General features: G+C 57.6%; 11 protein-coding genes. 5 read left to right on the top strand and 6 right to left on the bottom strand.

Going from position 1 to position 17,204, the window contains the following annotated elements:
• Positions 1 to 3 precede the first annotated feature (3 nt).
• The 3 genes from ABIQ96_RS13485 (at position 4) to ABIQ96_RS13475 (ending at position 6,276) form a co-directional block, all read left to right on the top strand.
• Positions 4 to 4,998 carry an amino acid adenylation domain-containing protein gene (locus ABIQ96_RS13485; protein ID WP_348215125.1) on the top strand — a complete coding sequence of 1,665 codons (4,995 nt, stop codon included), beginning with the start codon at positions 4 to 6 and terminating at the stop codon, positions 4,996 to 4,998.
• Positions 4,995 to 5,669 carry a 4'-phosphopantetheinyl transferase superfamily protein gene (locus ABIQ96_RS13480; protein ID WP_348215124.1) on the top strand — a complete coding sequence of 225 codons (675 nt, stop codon included), beginning with the start codon at positions 4,995 to 4,997 and terminating at the stop codon, positions 5,667 to 5,669. The genes ABIQ96_RS13485 and ABIQ96_RS13480 overlap by 4 nt, the downstream gene beginning before the upstream one ends.
• 214 nt (positions 5,670 to 5,883) lie before the next feature.
• Complete coding sequence (locus ABIQ96_RS13475; RefSeq protein WP_348215123.1) at positions 5,884 to 6,276, top strand: helix-turn-helix domain-containing protein; 393 nt, start codon at positions 5,884 to 5,886, stop codon at positions 6,274 to 6,276.
• A 32-nt stretch (positions 6,277 to 6,308) separates the two neighbouring features.
• Here ABIQ96_RS13475 and ABIQ96_RS13470 read toward each other — a convergent pair whose 3' ends face one another.
• The 3 genes from ABIQ96_RS13470 to trxB all read right to left on the bottom strand — a co-directional run bounded on the left by ABIQ96_RS13470 (position 6,309) and on the right by trxB (position 9,657).
• Positions 6,309 to 7,514, bottom strand: a complete 1,206-nt coding sequence (locus ABIQ96_RS13470) for an outer membrane protein transport protein (protein ID WP_348215122.1) — start codon at positions 7,512 to 7,514, stop codon at positions 6,309 to 6,311.
• A gap of 42 nt (positions 7,515 to 7,556) precedes the next feature.
• Positions 7,557 to 8,033, bottom strand: coding sequence for a hypothetical protein (locus ABIQ96_RS13465; RefSeq protein WP_348215121.1), 477 nt, complete (start codon positions 8,031 to 8,033; stop codon positions 7,557 to 7,559).
• A 673-nt stretch (positions 8,034 to 8,706) separates the two neighbouring features.
• Positions 8,707 to 9,657: a thioredoxin-disulfide reductase gene (gene trxB / locus ABIQ96_RS13460; RefSeq protein ID WP_348215230.1), complete on the bottom strand. Its 951-nt coding sequence runs from the start codon at positions 9,655 to 9,657 to the stop codon at positions 8,707 to 8,709.
• A gap of 154 nt (positions 9,658 to 9,811) precedes the next feature.
• Here trxB and ABIQ96_RS13455 point away from each other — a divergent pair, with 154 nt between their 5' ends.
• Positions 9,812 to 10,858 carry an Mrp/NBP35 family ATP-binding protein gene (locus ABIQ96_RS13455; protein WP_348215120.1) on the top strand — a complete coding sequence of 349 codons (1,047 nt, stop codon included), beginning with the start codon at positions 9,812 to 9,814 and terminating at the stop codon, positions 10,856 to 10,858.
• Here the strand turns inward: ABIQ96_RS13455 and ABIQ96_RS13450 are convergent.
• The gene (locus ABIQ96_RS13450) at positions 10,855 to 12,204 is read right to left on the bottom strand and encodes a HAMP domain-containing sensor histidine kinase (RefSeq protein ID WP_348215119.1); all 1,350 of its coding nucleotides are present in this window, start codon (positions 12,202 to 12,204) and stop codon (positions 10,855 to 10,857) included. The two genes, ABIQ96_RS13455 and ABIQ96_RS13450, sit on opposite strands and share 4 nt — an antisense overlap.
• The gene (locus ABIQ96_RS13445) at positions 12,201 to 12,878 is read right to left on the bottom strand and encodes a response regulator transcription factor (protein WP_348215118.1); all 678 of its coding nucleotides are present in this window, start codon (positions 12,876 to 12,878) and stop codon (positions 12,201 to 12,203) included. Before ABIQ96_RS13445 ends, ABIQ96_RS13450 begins: the two co-directional genes overlap by 4 nt.
• A 119-nt stretch (positions 12,879 to 12,997) precedes the next feature.
• Between ABIQ96_RS13445 and ABIQ96_RS13440 the strand changes: the two genes are divergently transcribed.
• Positions 12,998 to 15,358 (top strand): heavy metal translocating P-type ATPase, encoded by a 2,361-nt coding sequence (locus ABIQ96_RS13440; RefSeq protein WP_348215117.1) that lies wholly within the window; start codon positions 12,998 to 13,000, stop codon positions 15,356 to 15,358.
• Between the two features lie 132 nt (positions 15,359 to 15,490).
• Here the strand turns inward: ABIQ96_RS13440 and gpmI are convergent, their stop codons facing one another.
• A complete protein-coding gene (gpmI, locus tag ABIQ96_RS13435; protein ID WP_348215116.1) occupies positions 15,491 to 17,182 on the bottom strand; it encodes a 2,3-bisphosphoglycerate-independent phosphoglycerate mutase in 1,692 nt (563 codons plus the stop codon).
• Positions 17,183 to 17,204: the final 22 nt, after the last annotated feature.

Raw genomic sequence — 17,204 nt, 5'->3', positions numbered from 1 at the left:
GGCATGCCATTTCCAGTATCCAATCAACCTGAGATAAAGACAACCGGCCTGTTGCACGAGTTGTTGGACGAGCGGGCGGCTGCATTTCCGCAAACGCTGGGATTCCGCTTTCTTGAAGACGGTGACCTAGCAGAAAGACTTCTCACTTATGGCGGGCTCGCCTCACGGGCGAGATCCATCGCTTCCGGACTTGTCCGACATGGCGCAACCGGCCAACCCGTGCTACTCATCCAACCTCCCGGGCTGGAATTCATTGAAAGCCTTTTCGCCTGTTGGTATGCGGGAGCCATCGCGGTGCCAGCCTATCCTCCGCGCGGTGGCCGGCACCGGCGGCGACTGAACTCGATTCTATCAGATTGTGGGGCGCTAATCGCACTGGCACCCGCCAGCCAGCTCCCGATCCCCGGCGTTGTCATTCTGCAAAGCGAAGCCCTCGTCGCAACGGAAACGCCGCTGGAGAAACCCCTGATTCTTCCGGATTCACCGGGCCTCCTCCAGTATACATCCGGTTCCACCTCCGAGCCCAAAGGGGTGATGATTTCCCATCAGAATATCCGCAGTCATTTTGCCTCGCTGCGATGTTTTGCCGATCTCGATCTGCGTTCCGCCGTCAGTTGGCTACCACCCTATCATGACATGGGGCTGATTCTGAAAATCCTCTCCGCTTTTGAGGCAGGGATTCCCCTGACATTCTTCTCGCCGGATCATTTCGTGCAACGCCCCGTCCGCTGGCTTCGCACAATCAGCCGTTACCGCGGCGAATTCAGCGGTGCTCCCAATTTCGCCTTCGAAATGTGCATCCGCTCGATCCGCGACGAAGAGCTTGAAGGCCTGGATCTGTCCTGCTGGAAGGCGGCGCCCTGCGGTGCGGAACGAGTCCGGCCTGAAACCTTGGAACGCTTCGCAAAACGATTTTCAAAGGTGGGATTTCGTGCGGAGGCATTCCTGCCCGGCTACGGTCTTGCGGAATCCACCCTCACGGTGACCGCATCGAGCCAATCTTACCGCATTTCGGAACATCACCATGCGGGGCGGCTCGTTTCGTCGGGCAAACCTCTAACCGGCGTGGGACTGAGGATCGCCGATCCTATCGATGGACAAACACTCGGTGAACGCGAGATCGGCGAGATCCGGGTTGAGGGCGGTATCGTCTCGGCGGGCTATTGGAACCGTCCGGACGCGACGCACGGAACATTTTTCGATAAAGAATTGCGCACGGGCGATCTCGGTTACATCGAGGACGGCGAGCTGTATGTCACAGGGAGAATCAAGGACCTGATCATTATCGACGGGACGAATCATTCTCCGGAAGACATCGAGTCCGCTGCATTTTCCGCAGTCCCGGAGATCACTGCCGCCGCCGCATTCTCTACGGAGGGCGAAGGAAGGGAATCCATCGTGATCGCTCTCGAAGCGAAAGGACTAACCGAAGACAGATATTCCGCGATTTGCCGGAAGATCCGCCATTCCGTCGGCGAGCTGTTGGAAGTCCCGATCGGACGGGTGATCCTCGTCCGCAGCGGCCTCCTCCCGCGCACCACCAGCGGCAAGATCCGCCGCGCCACCTGCAAGGAAGCAGTTCTTCAAGGTTCGCTCAAATTGCTCTTCGATGATGGATCTACCATCGCGGTTTCGAAGAGTTCGGCGATCTCGCAATCCATCCTGATGGAAATCGTAGCCGAAGTCACCGGGCGTGACGGTGCCGGACCGGACGACGATGTCGTGGGGTTCGGAATGACTTCGATGGAAACCACCCGTCTCGCAGCTCTGTTGGAAGCCCGCACCGGAGTTTCGATTTCAATCGGCGAGTTGTTCTCCGCACGTTCGTTCCATCAGATCGCCGCTCTTCTCTCTCCCGGATCCGGTGCTGGCATTGGATTTCCCGAGGTTCTCGCAGGCTCGGGAACAAACGCCGATATTCTAACTCACTCGCAGGAACGCATGTGGTTCCTGCACCAGTTGAACCCGGAAAGCGCGGCTTATCATATTTTCGGCTCGCTGGAATTGACTGGACCTCTCGATGCCGGTGCCTTGGAACGCGCCATCGTCGCGGTGGTTTCCCGCCACGATATCCTGTGCAGCCGCCATGGATCCGAGGACGGCCGACCGCGGGTATGGATTGAGAAAAACGTCCCGCCTCCAGTGGAGCATCGGATCGCGGAGAACGAGACGGGTGTCCATGAGTTTATCACATGTTTCGCTAGGAAGCCGTTCGATCTCGCCAAGGACACGCCCATGCGGGCATGCATCGTTTCGCGTGGGGAAAATAGGCACATTCTCGCTGTCTGCGTCCATCATATCGCTGCGGACGGCTGGTCGATCAAGATTCTCGCCCGTGAGATCGCGAACGCCTATGCGGCCCTTCGATCGGGCAACGTGATTCCCCCGACCTCTTCACGGACAAACTATCTCGACTACGCCGTCAGCCATCGCAAGTGGATCGACTCCGGTGCAGTTGATGCACAGATCGACTATTGGAAATCAAAACTCGCAGGACACTCGGGTGTGCTGCAACTCGCGACCGACTTCGCCCGGCCACCGGAGACGTCGTCCGATGGAGGCTCGATCGAACAAATCATTTCCGCCGATCTTTGCAACCGGGTCTCAGCGCTGGCCAAACTCCACCGGGGAACGCCGTTCATGGTTCATCTCGCGGCATTTCTGTTATTACTCCGACGCCACGGTGCGGGAGATGATCCGGTTGTCGCGATTCCGGTCGCCAACCGGAACCACGCCGCGGCCGGGGACCTCATCGGCACCTTGGTCAACACTCTGCCGTTCCGTCTGCCACTGGAACCCGACCTAACATTTTCAATGTTCATCGAACAGGTGCGGACGGCTACATTTGAAATGCAAGCCGCCCAGGAAGCGCCGTTCGAAAAAATCATCGATGCCGTCAAGCCGGACCGCTCGCGGGATCACTCGCCGCTGGCCCAGGTGATGTTCGACTATCAGGAAATCCCGATTTCGGAAACCTGGACGGGAAATCTGGAATGCCGCCCCTTCAACGCCCATCGCGGGGCGGTCCAATTCGATCTCAGTTTGCTGCTCACGGTTTTGAGCGATCGCCAACAGCTCGCCATCGAATACCGCACCGATCTTTTTCTTCCGGAAACGGCGGGATTGATGATGTCGCGTTATCTAGAAATCCTCGAAACGGGGTGCCGAGAGCCGTCCCGGAAGTTGTCGGAAATCACCGGGCTTTGCGAGTCGGACCGTTCGACCTTGGAGAAATCCACGCAAGGTGCTTTCAGGCCGGATTTCATTACCACGGTCACACCGGATTTGATTTCGAAGCGCGCGACTCTTCATCCGCATCGACTCGCCGTAACTTCTAACGATGATTTGCTCGACTACGCGGCGCTCGAATCCAAGTCCGACGCTCTCGCATCCGCACTGCACACGCAGGGAATCCGGCCGGGTGACCGGCTGGCGATTCTGCTGGAGCGCGACGTCCATCTTCCGGTCGCCTTGCTTGCAGCATGGAAGGTCGGTGCGGCCTACGTTCCCTTGGACCGGGCGAACCCACCCGAACGGCTCAAACTCATCCTCGACGACCAGCAGCCAATCCGCGTCCTGGCGTCTCCCGGACTCGTCACCTGCCTGCCTGCGGATGCTTCGATTATCCTGATGGACGATCACATTCCGGCAAAGAATCCGGCGTTTCATCCCTATCAGAATTTACCAGCCGATACCGCCTACATCATCTACACGTCGGGATCGACGGGCAAACCGAAGGGCGTCGTTATTTCCCACGGAGCGCTCGCGAATTTCCTGCAATCCATGGCGGAGGAGCCCGGCTTTGCCGAAACCGACCGACTGCTGGCGGTGACGACGATTTCCTTTGATATTTCCGCACTGGAGATTTTCCTTCCGCTCATTTGCGGTGGATGTGTCGATCTGATTTCCACCTCGACGGCCCGCGATGGAGCGGCGCTGCTCGATCACCTGATAGCCACCAAGCCTACCGTGATGCAGGCTACGCCGGCCACTTGGAGACTCCTCATTGATTCCGGTTGGCAAGGCTCTCCCGGACTCACCATTCTTTGCGGAGGCGAAACGCTCGACCTCCCTTTGGCATCGCAGCTCCGCCCGATGGGTGACCGGTTATGGAATCTTTACGGCCCTACAGAAACAACGGTCTGGTCGGCTGTCTGGGAGGTTCCCGAGGAGCCGGAATTCATCCGGATCGGGCATCCGATCGCGAATACCGGCATCGACATCCTCGCTCCCGACGGGACGCCGCTCGCGCCCGGCGTGACCGGCGAACTGTGGATTTCCGGATCAGGACTCGCTGATGGCTATTGGAACCGCATTGATCTCAACGATGCGAATTTCGCGATGGTTCCGGAGCGACGCTACCACACGGGTGACTTGGGACGCCGGCACCGGGACGGCACCCTCGAATGTCTGGGCCGTTCCGACGGACAGGTGAAAATCCGTGGTTTCCGGGTCGAATTGGGAGAAATCGAAAACGTGTTGGCTGACCACCCGAAAGTCAGCCAAGCGCGGGTTGCCTTTCGTGGGGCGGACCCGTATTCACGCAAGCTGGTGGCCTGGGTCATTCCCAAGAAGAATTCAGATCCTCCGCCCGCCTCGGAACTGCGGACCTATCTCAGCGGACTGCTTCCGTTTTACATGTTGCCGACAGACATCGGAGTGATTGACGTTTTTCCGCTGGGCTCGAGTGGCAAAGTCGACCTTTCGAAACTCACCAACCCGGCACCCCAGCCTCAAAGCACTCGCCCGTTGACCCAGTCGGAACGCAAACTCGCCACCATCTGGAGCGAGCTGCTGGGGCGACCGGAGATTCAGCAGACCGACGACTGGTTCCATATCGGCGGCCACTCGCTTCTCGCGCTCCGGTTGTTTTCGAGGATTCGCGGGGATTTCAAACGAACGCTTCCTCTCTCAACCATTCTCGATCATTCGACCTTGGAGGCGCTGGCATCGATCATCGACAAAACTCCTCCTGATGAGGAAAATCCCGTTTCATGAAATCCGGGCACGTCGTCATCCACCTGTTGCGACCGGATGCGATTTCACCGGAATTCGCACGGGAAAGAATCACCCCTGAAGAGCGAGTCAGAGCGGATCGCTTCCATTTCGCAGAAGATGCATCGCGCTGGACGTCTTTTCGCGCGCAATTGCGCGTGATTCTTGGCAAGGCTCTCAGCTTATCACCGTTGGATGTCCCTCTGATTCTCTCCGAACAGGGGAAGCCACTGCTGGCTCCGCCCTACGACGAAATTCATTTCAATCTCTCCCATTGCGCGGATCTGGCGGTTGTCGCGCTTTCCCCGGATGGACCGGTCGGCGTGGATCTCGAATCGCTCGACCGCGCCCAAGACCTCCCGGGATGCGAAGCGTCGTTTTGCCATCCAGAGGAAATCGCCATGCTCCCCCAAGGAGACGAGGAACGGATGATGCGACTCTTGGAAATATGGACCGCAAAAGAGGCCGTGCTCAAAGCTCTCGGCACGGGACTGACTCATCCTCCCGAGGTAGTGCGGGTCGATCTGACAAGTCCCGTGGGATTAGCCAGCTCTGATTCACCCCTTGCAGGGATCCAAAATCAGCGCATTCTTGTGCTGAAGCACTCACGCTTGATTGATTATCGAGCCGTTGTGTCCGTGCTGTGTTCGATCGAATTTATTGAAATTATTTAAAGAAATTTGAACCGGACATTCTTGGGATTGTCCAAGAAATCGACTCATTCGCCAGAATAGCGAAACCAAACAACTGATTGAATCTTTTGATTCAATCGATCATATTGAGATTCTGCGTGCAATTTCAAAAATTCAGAATCAACTCCTGCTGATATTTTAAAAGATTTGACAATCGGTCCTATTTGAAGTTCTATTTGTTTGTCCCCAAGTCCCAATGAAACGTCGCGACGTCGAAATCATACAGCGAGATGGGAGATTTCTCGTGCTAATGGCCCGCGAACCTCTCCCCCTATCGCTCACGAAGATGGCCAGAGATGGCGAGTACAAGATGGCGAGTCTCAGTGATCGCATTGGCGTCTCCGAACGCCATCTGCGGAGGGTGTTTGAAGAAGGAATCGGGATCTCCCCGAAAGACTGGCTTCGTCAGGAACGCATGGTGGCCGCGAGAGCACTGCTTCGCGAAGGTTCGCCGATCAAGGAAGTAGCCATTGACCTGGGCTTCACCACAGCGAAGATGTTTTCCCGGGATTTCCAACTGTTTCACGGCGTAAAACCTACCGATTTTCAACGCAAGGAATTCGGATACAGTTTGAATGCCTCGTCCTAGCCGAACTCAGAAAGGAGGGGTGTTTTGCAAAACTAGAAGCGGTAGCGAACGGAAACGTTCACCGCATGATTGAAGGTGTGGTATTCTCCATCTACCGTTTCTCCCAAAGGCGAAACTGCTTGATTTCCCGATACCTCGCGGCCGGAATTGTAAGCAAAATGGTAGCCCACCGCCCAACTGAATGAATCACCCCGATGGCCGAATCCAATGCTTCCGAGATTCAGGTCTGAGTCGGGATTCAATGGACTGAATGTGGCATCCGGCGAGTTGTTTTCGCTGTAGATATATCCCGCACTCGCAAAATATCCGTCTCCAAGCTGGCGGGTTACGCCAAATTCATACATGAAGCCGGATGTATAGCGAAATGGAAACGTCTGATCGCCGCCAAATGTGCCTTTAAATTTCGCATCGTTCACGCTGTCCCAATCGGTCCAATCGAGATCGAACTCAAAGTTCCAATTCTCATCCGGCCGGAACGAAATTCCACCGACAATATAATCCGGGAATTCGAGGGAAGCTTCGGTGGATTGGTACTTGCTATACGGCGAGGCGATCGATTCCCCCTTGAACTCCACGTTGGTAGCCGAGCGATAGTTCAATCCAAACGACCACATGGGCCTCGGTTGCCACAGCAGGCCCAGGTTGAAGCCGGTGGCATAACCGTCTCCGTCAAATTTAAACCGGTCACCTGCCGAAAGTCCGATATCCCTTTCCAAAGTCACATCCGAATAATTGAGGGTGATTCCCGCGGCGACGGACAAGCCGGGGCATATTTCGTAAGCGACTACAGGATTGAAACAGGCATAGAGTAGTTTTGCCTCGTCTGCGATCGTCGGAAAGGCCGAATTGGCTTCATACTCGATTCCCAAGCCATACGGCGCATACAGTCCCAGGCCCATCGAAAATTTCGACTCTTCCGGCGAATAGACATAATAGATCTGAGGCACCGCTTGAAAATCAGTTACGGTGGAGGAGGTTTCACCCGTTGGGGATTTATAGTCTATATTCGTGGAGATGAAATAGCTCCCAACGCTAAGCTGCTGTCCCTCGAGCTGACAAATCCCCGCCGGGTTGTAGTAAATCGCCGCGGGATTGTCCGCAGTGGCCGCGAATGCGTTCCCTCGCGCTATCCCCTCCGGATCCTGGTTCGGAAGTCTGAAGCCAACCGCCAGGACGTTACCGCTCAACCCGCCCAGCAAAATCCCGACCGCTGCTAGATTTGTCTTGATGATTGTCATGGCTATTGATTCGATTCTATATGTTAACTTCAGCCTCTGTGGCTATTGGAGTGCCCGGCCCGGCAGGCCCAGTTCGATTTCACGCACCCAGGAGCGCATCCATTCGGAGGCCACTTCGGGAGAGGTCGTCAGTTCCGGATGAATTTGTAATGTGAGCGTCAGCCTGCCTTTGAATGTGACGCATCCGGCACCGACCATTTGAAATCGAAGAACTGGTGGAGCGAACAACCAGTCTCCCTGGCAATCTTTCGCATCGATGTCATTTCCACGATCCCACTCTCCCAAATTGGAGAACCCGCCGACGCTCCATTGGGAGGTCGCGCGAGAGTTTTCGATGAGGCGCTTCTTTGTGTCAGGGCTGGTGTTCTGAGTCGCTGCAAATCCCTTCCAGGCAGCAAGGTGCTGGCCCTTCCTGAGAGCGGTATAAATTCGTTTCTGGATTTCCCGCGCATCTTCCGAGGCATAGATCTGGATTCCCACATAGCTCGAATGGTTGCCCGTGTCCGACGGTTGAGCCACCTTTCCTCTCAAGTTTACCGGAACCATCCAAGGAGTCGCACAAGCAGGGTCGGAAAGTGAGGGTCGGATCGACCGATCCAAGTATTTCATCAAAAAAGAGTTCACCGTGACGCCAGCCCCTCGGCTTGCCCGGCGGATCATCGCGGTTTTTGCCTCGTCGAAAACTTGAAAAGCGACGGCCGGCGGGGGCAGGGAAGCGTTTTCATGCTTTTCCCCCTGCCTGAGCTTTCGCCATTTCAAAAACCTCCGTGGGGCCAACAGGGTTGGCAGGAACAGGATGAAGGGCCACCATGAGAGGGTTCCGGGATGCGTGATTTTGGGAAGATCTTCGACGATGGCACCCCGCTCCCTCAATAAATGAGCTAATCCTCCTATTCCGTCGTAATCCTTGTGGGAGAGATACATCCACTCAGGTTCGGCACGGGAAGGAGCAATACGCCCGAACCGGATCCCAACGAATTCCCCCGCAGACTCCAACGCTTCGAACCAAGGTCGGATCGGGTCGGACTGTGAATTTTTTTTCAAACCGAACATGAGTGCTCACTTTGGAATATCGAATAGCGTTGCGCCATTCACCGAAAAGCGAACGATAGATTCACTTTTCTTAACTGTCAGTAAAATTTAATGACAATTAGAAAAGCCGGGCAAGTGAGTCATCATTCCGTCCGGCTCATCAAACGGCAGGATGGTTCGACGCGTGCTCGCTGTCGCTCAGATAGCGCTCGGCTTCGAGTGCCGCCGCACAGCCCTGGCCGGCGGCCGTGATGGCTTGGCGATAGTAGTGGTCCGCGACATCGCCGGCGGCGAAGAGTCCCGGGGTCTTGGTGGCCGTGCGGCCCGGATTTTGGAGGATGTAGCCGTTTTCGTCCATATCTACCAAATCCCCGAGAAAGGCGCTGTTTGGAACGTGGCCGATGGCGACGAACACACAGGCGACCGCAAGTTCGTTTTTCTCGCCGGTGACGAGGTTTTCGAGCATGACAGCGCGCATTTCTCCTTTTTCGTCGGTAATGTATTCGCAGACGGTGGAATTCCAGATCGGCTCGATCTTCGGATTGCCGAGGGCGCGGTCAGCCATGATTTTCGAAGCGCGCAATTCGTGGCGGCGGTGAATTAGATAGACCTTGCTGGCGAAACGAGTGAGAAAGCCGGCTTCTTCCGCCGCACTGTCACCGCCGCCGATCACGCAGACAGGAACATCGCGATAGAATGCTCCATCGCAGGTCGCACAGGAAGTCAGGCCATGGCCGATGAGTTCCTTTTCCTTGTCGATGCCAAGATGCCGTGGCGCGGCACCAGTCGCGATGATCACCGTTTTCGCTTCGAAGGATTCCGATCCGGCTTTCAGCAAAAAGGTTCCATCCTCGCGGCGCTCAACCGATTCGACGCTCGCCCAAGCGATGCGCGCACCAAATTTCTCGGCCTGCGCCTGCATTTTCATCATCAATTCGGGACCCATTATTCCATCGGGATGGCCAGGGAAATTTTCCACTTCGGTGGTGGTGGTGAGCTGGCCCCCAGGCTGGGTGCCGGACAGGAGAAGCGGCGTGAGATTGGCGCGGGCAGTGTAGATGGCCGCGGTGTATCCTGCGCAGCCGGTGCCGATGATGATGACGTTTTCCATGATTCGATAAGCGTTCGGGAGGCGGGAGTATTCCGGTGGATTCTCGGGGGAGTCAATCCCGGCCATGGGTTTCCCATTGAATCGTTACCAAGTTGATGCCAATCCGCACAAACGCGTTGCACCGTCCACGGATCGGAAGAGAATCCCGCCGCCCATGAGTCCAGATTTCATCCGCGAAGCCCTCCGCCAAGTCCGTTACCCCGGTTTCTCCCGGGACATCATTTCCTTCGGCCTCGTCAAGGACGTCAAATGCGAGCCCGGTCTTGTCACCGTCCATATCGAAGTCGCTACCCGCGATCCGAAAATTCCCGAGAAAATTTTCCAGGACTGCCACGCGATCCTCGATCCCCTGCCGGACATCGGCACTGTGAAAGTGGAGATTGAAATCAAGGACGCACCAGCTGCGGCGGGCGTCGGCGGATCTGTTGGAAAATCCTCCATTCCCGGCGTGAAGCGCATCATCGCGGTGGCTTCCGGAAAAGGCGGCGTCGGAAAATCCACGGTCGCCTCGAATCTCGCCGTCGCCCTCGCCGCCACCGGAGCGAAGGTCGGCCTCTGCGATTGCGATCTCTATGGACCTTCCGTCGCCCAGATGTTCGGTATCGATGAAAAACCGATGGCCAACGAGCACGATGAAATCATCCCGCTCGAAGCCCACGGGCTGAAGCTCATGTCGATGGGCTTCCTGCTGGACGACCGCTCGCCCGTCATCGTTCGTGGTCCGATGGCTACGCGCTACACCCAGCAATTTCTCCGGCAGGTCGCTTGGGGAGATCTCGACTACCTTGTGTTAGACCTGCCGCCCGGCACCGGCGACATCCAACTCACCATCGTCCAGACTGTCACTGTCGATGGCACCATCATCGTCACCACACCGCAGGAAGTCGCGCTCATCGACGCACGCAAGGCGGTTTCCATGTTTGCCAAAGTCAACGTCCCCATCCTCGGCCTGATCGAGAACATGGCGTGGTTCGAAGGTGACGACGGGAAAAAATATTTCATCTTCGGCAAAGAAGGCGGCGTCCGTGAGGCGGAGTACATGAACGTCCCGTTGTTAGGGCAAATCCCCATCAACATCGAAACCCGCGAACGCGGCGACAGCGGGGCTCCGGTCGCCCTCGTCTCTCCGGCCCAAAGCAAGGTCTCCGCTGCATTCCACGATCTCGCGGCGAAGATCCGCGCCAAAGTCCCCGTGTCCTAACCGACAGGCAGGCGGAACTCGAATTCAATCCATCCGGCTTCGGAATCATTCAACCGCAGCTCGCCGCCGTGGGCGCGGAGCAATTCCTTCGCGATGTTCAGTCCCAGGCCATAGCCCCGGACGTCCCCGCCGACCGAAGATCCCCGCCGGAAACGCTCGAAGATATGCTCGCGGTCTTCCTCCGGGATATCCTTGCCCGTGTTGGAAATCCTGACGACCAGCCACTCCGGCTCCTGAAATCCCGCGATGCGGACAATGCCGCCAGGAGACGTGTATTTCGCCGCGTTTTCCACCAGATTCTGTAGAACCATCGACACCAACCGGCGGTCCACATTCACCGGCAGCGAATCCGGCAGATCTTCCTCCACCGTGATTTCCTTACCTTCCACCAGAGCCTGGAGATCATCACTGGCGGCCTGGATCAGGATCTTCAAATCCAGGTCCTCCTTTTCCAGAAACATCCGCCCCGCATCGGCCTGGGCTAACAGCAGCAGGTCTTCGATGAGAGATGTCAGGCGCCGCGTCTGCTGCCTCAGCATCGAAACCTCAGCGGACTGGGCTTCGCTCAAATCCGTTGCGCGGGAGAGATGATCCAGTCCGGCGCGGAGGATCGCCACCGGGGTTTTCAATTGGTGCGACGCGTCCGCCGAGAAGCGCGTTGCGATTTCATAGGAGTCCTGAAGCCGGTCGAAACTTCGGTTCAACACTTCGGTCAGTTTGGCGATTTCATCCCTCGCCGCCGGTTGCGGCAGGCGTTCCATCGGATTGTTCGCACTGATCCTCTCGGCGGCGGCGCTGAGTTTCGCCACCGGTGAAACCGCGCGTCTGCCGAGCCACAGACCTCCGAAAAACACCACCAGACCCACCGCCGGAAGCGCCGTAGCGAAACCGATTCCCAGATCCTTCAGAAATCGCTGGATCACATTCAGCCGGGCACCGATCCGCACGACATAAGGATCCACACGCCAAGCGCCGACGCGTGCCGAGTGGCCCGCAACCTTGATCGTTTGTGTCCGGCCCAGTGCGCCGCCCAGCAACGCGCCCTTGAGATTCGATGACTGATAGAGAATCTGTCCCTCGGGCCCCTCGATCACCAGATAGTCCTCGCGCATGTCCACCGGGATGAATTTTACGCTCAACAGTTCCCGCGGATCATTCGGCCCGTCGCGAAAATTTTTCAAATCCCACACCAGTTCGCTGGCGTCTCCGTGCAGCTCCTCGTCGAGCTCTGAAAGTTGATAGAAATAGAGCGTCAACATCATCACCGCGGCCCCGGCGATCAATGCCGCCATCGTCAGCAGCGCCGCATACACGCCAACCTTCACCTTGAGCGACCAGCGTCTCATGGCGCGGGTTTCATCATGTATCCCACACTGCGAATCGTCCGGATCACGGACTCCAGTCCGGCGCGATCGAGTTTCTTTCGGAGCCGCATGATGAAGATCTCCACCGTCCGGGTGTCATACTCGTGCTCGCGCTCCCAGATCCGTTCGCAGATCTCATCGCGGGAAAACGCCCGCCCCGGCTCCTTCATGAAAACGTGCAGCACCTCGAACTCACGCGGCGAGAGTTCGATTTTCTCACCACCCCGGCTGACCTTGCGCTTGCCCATGTCCATGCACACGTCACCGACTTGAAAAACCGTGTCGGATTCAGGGGCCGCACTCCTTCTGCCTAACACATCGATCCGCGCCAGCAGCTCTTCCATCGCGAACGGCTTCGTCAGATAATCGTCCGCCCCTCCTTTCAAACCGGCGACCCGGTCCCCCACCTCCGAACGCGCGGTCAGCATCATGATCCGAACCGGCAGCCGAGCGGCACGAATGCGCGCCAGGACTTCGAAGCCGTCGAAACCGGGGAGATTCACATCCAGCAAAACCAGATCGAACCTGGAGTTGACCACCTCATTCACAGCCGATGGTCCGTCCGCCGCCCTGCTAACAACATGCCCCGCCCGCACGAGCGCCCGGTTCACCTGCTCCGCGAGTTGGGGCTCGTCTTCCACCAGTAATATATCCATGGTGACCGAATACACGTGATCTTCCCCTTGTAGTGCAAGCGCGGATCGGTAACCGGACGGTAGGAATTCATACTAAACGTTGCGGACCGGCTTCCACACTGTGTATCGTCGGGCGAATCATGATGAAAAACGGAGCACCCGATGGAATCGGCCACGAACTCACCGACCACACGGGCATTGTCAGGGTCAGGCCGGATTTGGTGCACGCCAGCTTGGAAATCGATTTCGATCCAAACCGCCTGACCGAGAGCGACGTCCGCGAGTTGGTGAAGGAGCACACTGACCAGGTCGCCGCGGTTTTGCAAAAATCCATTTTCCGACTGGAAGGCAGTGCGTGCGAGGCCTGCGCGTTGAAGCTGGAGAAGAAGGTGGAAAAGATCCCGGGCGTCCGCCGCGCATCCGCCACCTATTTGGGCAAAGTTCTTTCCGTGACCTTCGATTCCGGTGTTTCCCAGGAATCCGCCGTCTTCGATCAACTGCGGACTAGTGGAGCGGATATCCGGCCGCTCGAAACCAAACAACAAGCCAGTCGTCTTACGTTTGGACAAAAAATCGGAGCGGGAGAACTCAACGAGGAGATTTCCTGCGGGCTCGGATTGATTTTTCTGATAGTCGCGCTGGTCGTCGAAAAAACAGCAGGTATCGGCATTGCCACCCACGCGCTCTATGTGGGCGCTTATGTTTTCGCCGGACAACAAGGTGTGCGATCCGCCATCGCCTCTCTCCGCGAACGGGTGCTCGACGTGGACGTGCTGATGGTTCTCGCAGCACTCGGAGCCGCGATCATCGGAGCACCGTTTGAAGGAGCACTGCTGCTTTTCCTCTTCAGTTTCTCCAATGTGCTTCAACGGCATGCGATGGAACGCACGCAGAAGGCCATCGAATCGCTGCTCACACTGCGGCCCAGCGAAGCGCTGGTGAAACGGGATGGCGGGACGGAAAAAGTGCCGGTCGAGAGTTTGGAAATCGGCGACATCGTCATTGTCCGTCCCGGCGAGCAGATTCCGGTGGACGGCGTGATTTCAGAAGGCAGCACCAATGTGGACGAGTCGTCGCTAACAGGCGAGTCGATGCCCGTTTCGAAAGCCCTCGGCAGCACGCTCTTCGCCGGCACGCTCAACCAAAGCGGCGGCATCGAGCTCACCGTGACCAAGCGCACCGAAGACTCCGCCCTGTCGCGGATGGTCAAGCTCGTCGCAGAGGCACAGGCGGAGAAATCCAACACCCAGCGCTTTCTCGAAAAGGCCGAGCAATACTACGCAATGGGCGTCATAGGGTTCACGTTTCTCGTATTTCTCATTCCATTTCTATCAGGTGATTCGTTTGCCCACTCGTTCTACCGCGCCATGACCATCATGGTGGTTGCCTCGCCGTGCGCGCTGGTCATCAGCACTCCCGCCACCGTCCTCTCCGCCATCGGCGGCGCCGCTCGCCGCGGAATCCTGATCAAAGGCGGCTCGCACCTCGAACGCGCGGCGAAGATTGACATCGTCGCCATCGACAAGACCGGCACGCTCACCGTCGGCAAGCCTTCACTAACGGAAATCGTCACCGCGGGCGGAATCCACGAAATCGGAAGCCCCCTCCCCGCATCCGCGATCAGCCTGCTCCGTGCCGCCGCCGCGCTCGAAGCAAAGTCCGAGCATCCTCTGGCCCACGCCATCGTCAAAAGCGCGGCCGATCTCAACATCACCCTGCCCGAAGCCACCGATTTCCAATCCACCACCGGCAAAGGCGCGGAGGCCACCATCGAATCCATCCGCTATCTCGTCGGCAGCGAGCGCCTCTTCCGTGAACTGAATGCCTCGGGAGCCACTTCGCTCGCTGAAATTTCCCAACCCTTGCAGGCGATGGGAAAAACCTGCGTCTGGCTCGGCATCCGCGAGGGCGACAACGTCACGGCTCAGGCTTTGCTCGTCATGGCCGACACCATCCGCCCCGCCGCGCGACAACTCGCCGAAGAGCTGCACCGCCTCGGTGTTAGAAAAGTCGTCATGCTCACCGGCGACCAGCGATTCGTCGCCGAAGCCATCGCGAAAGAAGCCAAGGTCGATGAAGTTCACGCCGAACTCCTTCCCGAGGACAAACTCAACGTCATCCGCGAGTTGAAAAAGGAAGGCACCGTCATGATGATCGGCGACGGCGTGAACGACGCCCCCGCCCTCGCCATCTCGGACATCGGCGTGGCCATGGGCGCGGCTGGCACCGACGTTGCGATGGAAACCGCCGACATCGTGCTCATGGGCGACCGATTGGAAAATATTCCGCTTCTCCTCAACCACGCGCGCCGGGCAAAGCGGGTGCTGCTTCAGAACCTCATCTTCGCCAGCGCCGTCATCCTCGTGCTGATCATCTCCGCGCTCGGTTTCTCACTCCCCCTGCCGTTAGGCGTCGTCGGCCATGAAGGCAGCACGGTGCTAGTTTGCTTGAACGGCCTGCGGTTGCTGTTATTACGTCAAAGTGGAGGGTTGCATGTATAGCCCGGCCAAGTTTAAAAAATCTTGATAGCTCAAACATGACTCAGAATGGAAAGACCTTGTGAAGAGCTTCGCGCTACACAAGGAAACCCATTCGCCGCCACGACAGAAGTGTCGTGGCTCCCTACCCCGTTCTCAGCGAGACCACTTTTTGGCGCTGCCCTTGCTCTTCTTCACCCTCGATTTCTTCTTCGCTATAGGAGCGATTTCCGATTTAACGACGGCTTTCGGTGCGGGCTTGGCAGCGGTTTTCTTAGCCGCCTTCGCCGCAGGCTTGGCGGTCTTTTTCGCCTTCGCGACGAGCAGGCTTTTGCCAGTCATTTGCTTGGGCTGAGCCACTCCGAGCATTTCCAACAGCGTCGGCGCGACATCGGCGAGGATGCCGTCACGGACGGTGTAGTCCGCGGCATCCTTGGCGACGTAAAAGATGTGGACGAGATTGGTGGTGTGCGCGGTGTTAGGCGAGCCGTCGGCATTGCGCATGAATTCACAATTTCCGTGATCGGCGGTGATGAGGAGCTTGCCGCCGAGACGCAGGGTTTCCTCGGCGATGGCCTTCACGTCGGCATCGATGACCTCACAGGCTTTCACCGCGGCTTCGACAACGCCGGTGTGGCCGACCATGTCGGGATTGGCGAAGTTGAGGATGACCATGTCGTAGTCCTTGAGCTTGGCGAGAACGGTGGAGGTCACTTGTCCGGCGCTCATTTCCGGCTTGAAATCATAGGTCGGTACATCCTTGGGCGATGGGATGATGAAACGGTCCTCGCCTTGATAGGCGACTTCCTCGCCGCCGTTGAAGAAGTAGGTGACGTGCGGATATTTCTCGGTTTCCGCGATGCGCATCTGGGTCATGCCGGCGTCGGAAACGACTTGGCCGAGCACCTTGTCGAGCGTCTGGGCGGAGAAAATTTCAGGGCAGCCGTATTTCTCGTCGTACTGCGTGAGCGTGACGAAATGGATCTTCGGAGTGACCTCGCGGTCGAAGCCGTCGAAGTCCGGATAGAGAAACGCTTCGGAAAGTTCGCGGGCGCGGTCGGAGCGGAAATTGAAAAACAGGACGACATCTCCGTCGCGGACGCGCTGGGTGTCGGCTGCGGTGAAGATCATCGGCGGCATGAACTCGTCGGTCTTGTCCAACCGATAGTAGTCGGCGACGGCCTCGCTCGCCAGCACATCGCGCTTCTCGCCTTTTCCTAACACGATGGCATCCCATGCCAGCTTCACACGGTCCCAGCGCTTGTCGCGGTCCATCGCGAAATAGCGGCCGATGACGGTGGCGACGTGAGCGCCGCACTTGGCGGCCTCGTCCTCCACCTTCGCGAGATAGCCTTGGCCACCGGTCGGAGATGTGTCACGGCCGTCGGTGATGGCGTGGATGAAAATGTCGGTCACGCCTGCTTTTTTGGCGAGTTGCACCATGGCAATGAGCTGGTCCTGATGGCTATGGACGCCGCCGTCGGAAACGAGGCCGATGAAATGCAGGCGGCTGGATTTCGCCTTCGTCATTGCTTCCGCGAATACCGGATTTCCTTCCAGTGTTCCTTCTTCGATCGCCTTGTTGATGCGGGTGAGGTCCTGGTAAACGATGCGGCCCGCCCCCAGATTGAGGTGGCCGACTTCGGAATTTCCCATCTGCCCGGGAGGAAGACCGACATCGAGCCCGGAGGCGCTGAGGTGGCCTTTCGGGTATTTCTCAAACATCACCTGGTGAAAGGGAGTTTTCGCCAGCAAGGTCGCGTTTCCGTCCTTAACTGCGGTTTTTTCTCCGCCGGGATTCACACCCCAGCCGTCGCGAATGATGAGCACTACAGGTTTCTTGGCCATGACGGCGCGGGTTTACTCTTCC

The sequence above is a fragment of the Luteolibacter sp. genome, assembly GCF_039920825.1.
GTDB lineage: Bacteria > Verrucomicrobiota > Verrucomicrobiia > Verrucomicrobiales > Akkermansiaceae > Luteolibacter.
Note: the sequence above shows the minus strand (reverse complement) of the source record. Positions and strands in the feature narration are given on the sequence as shown.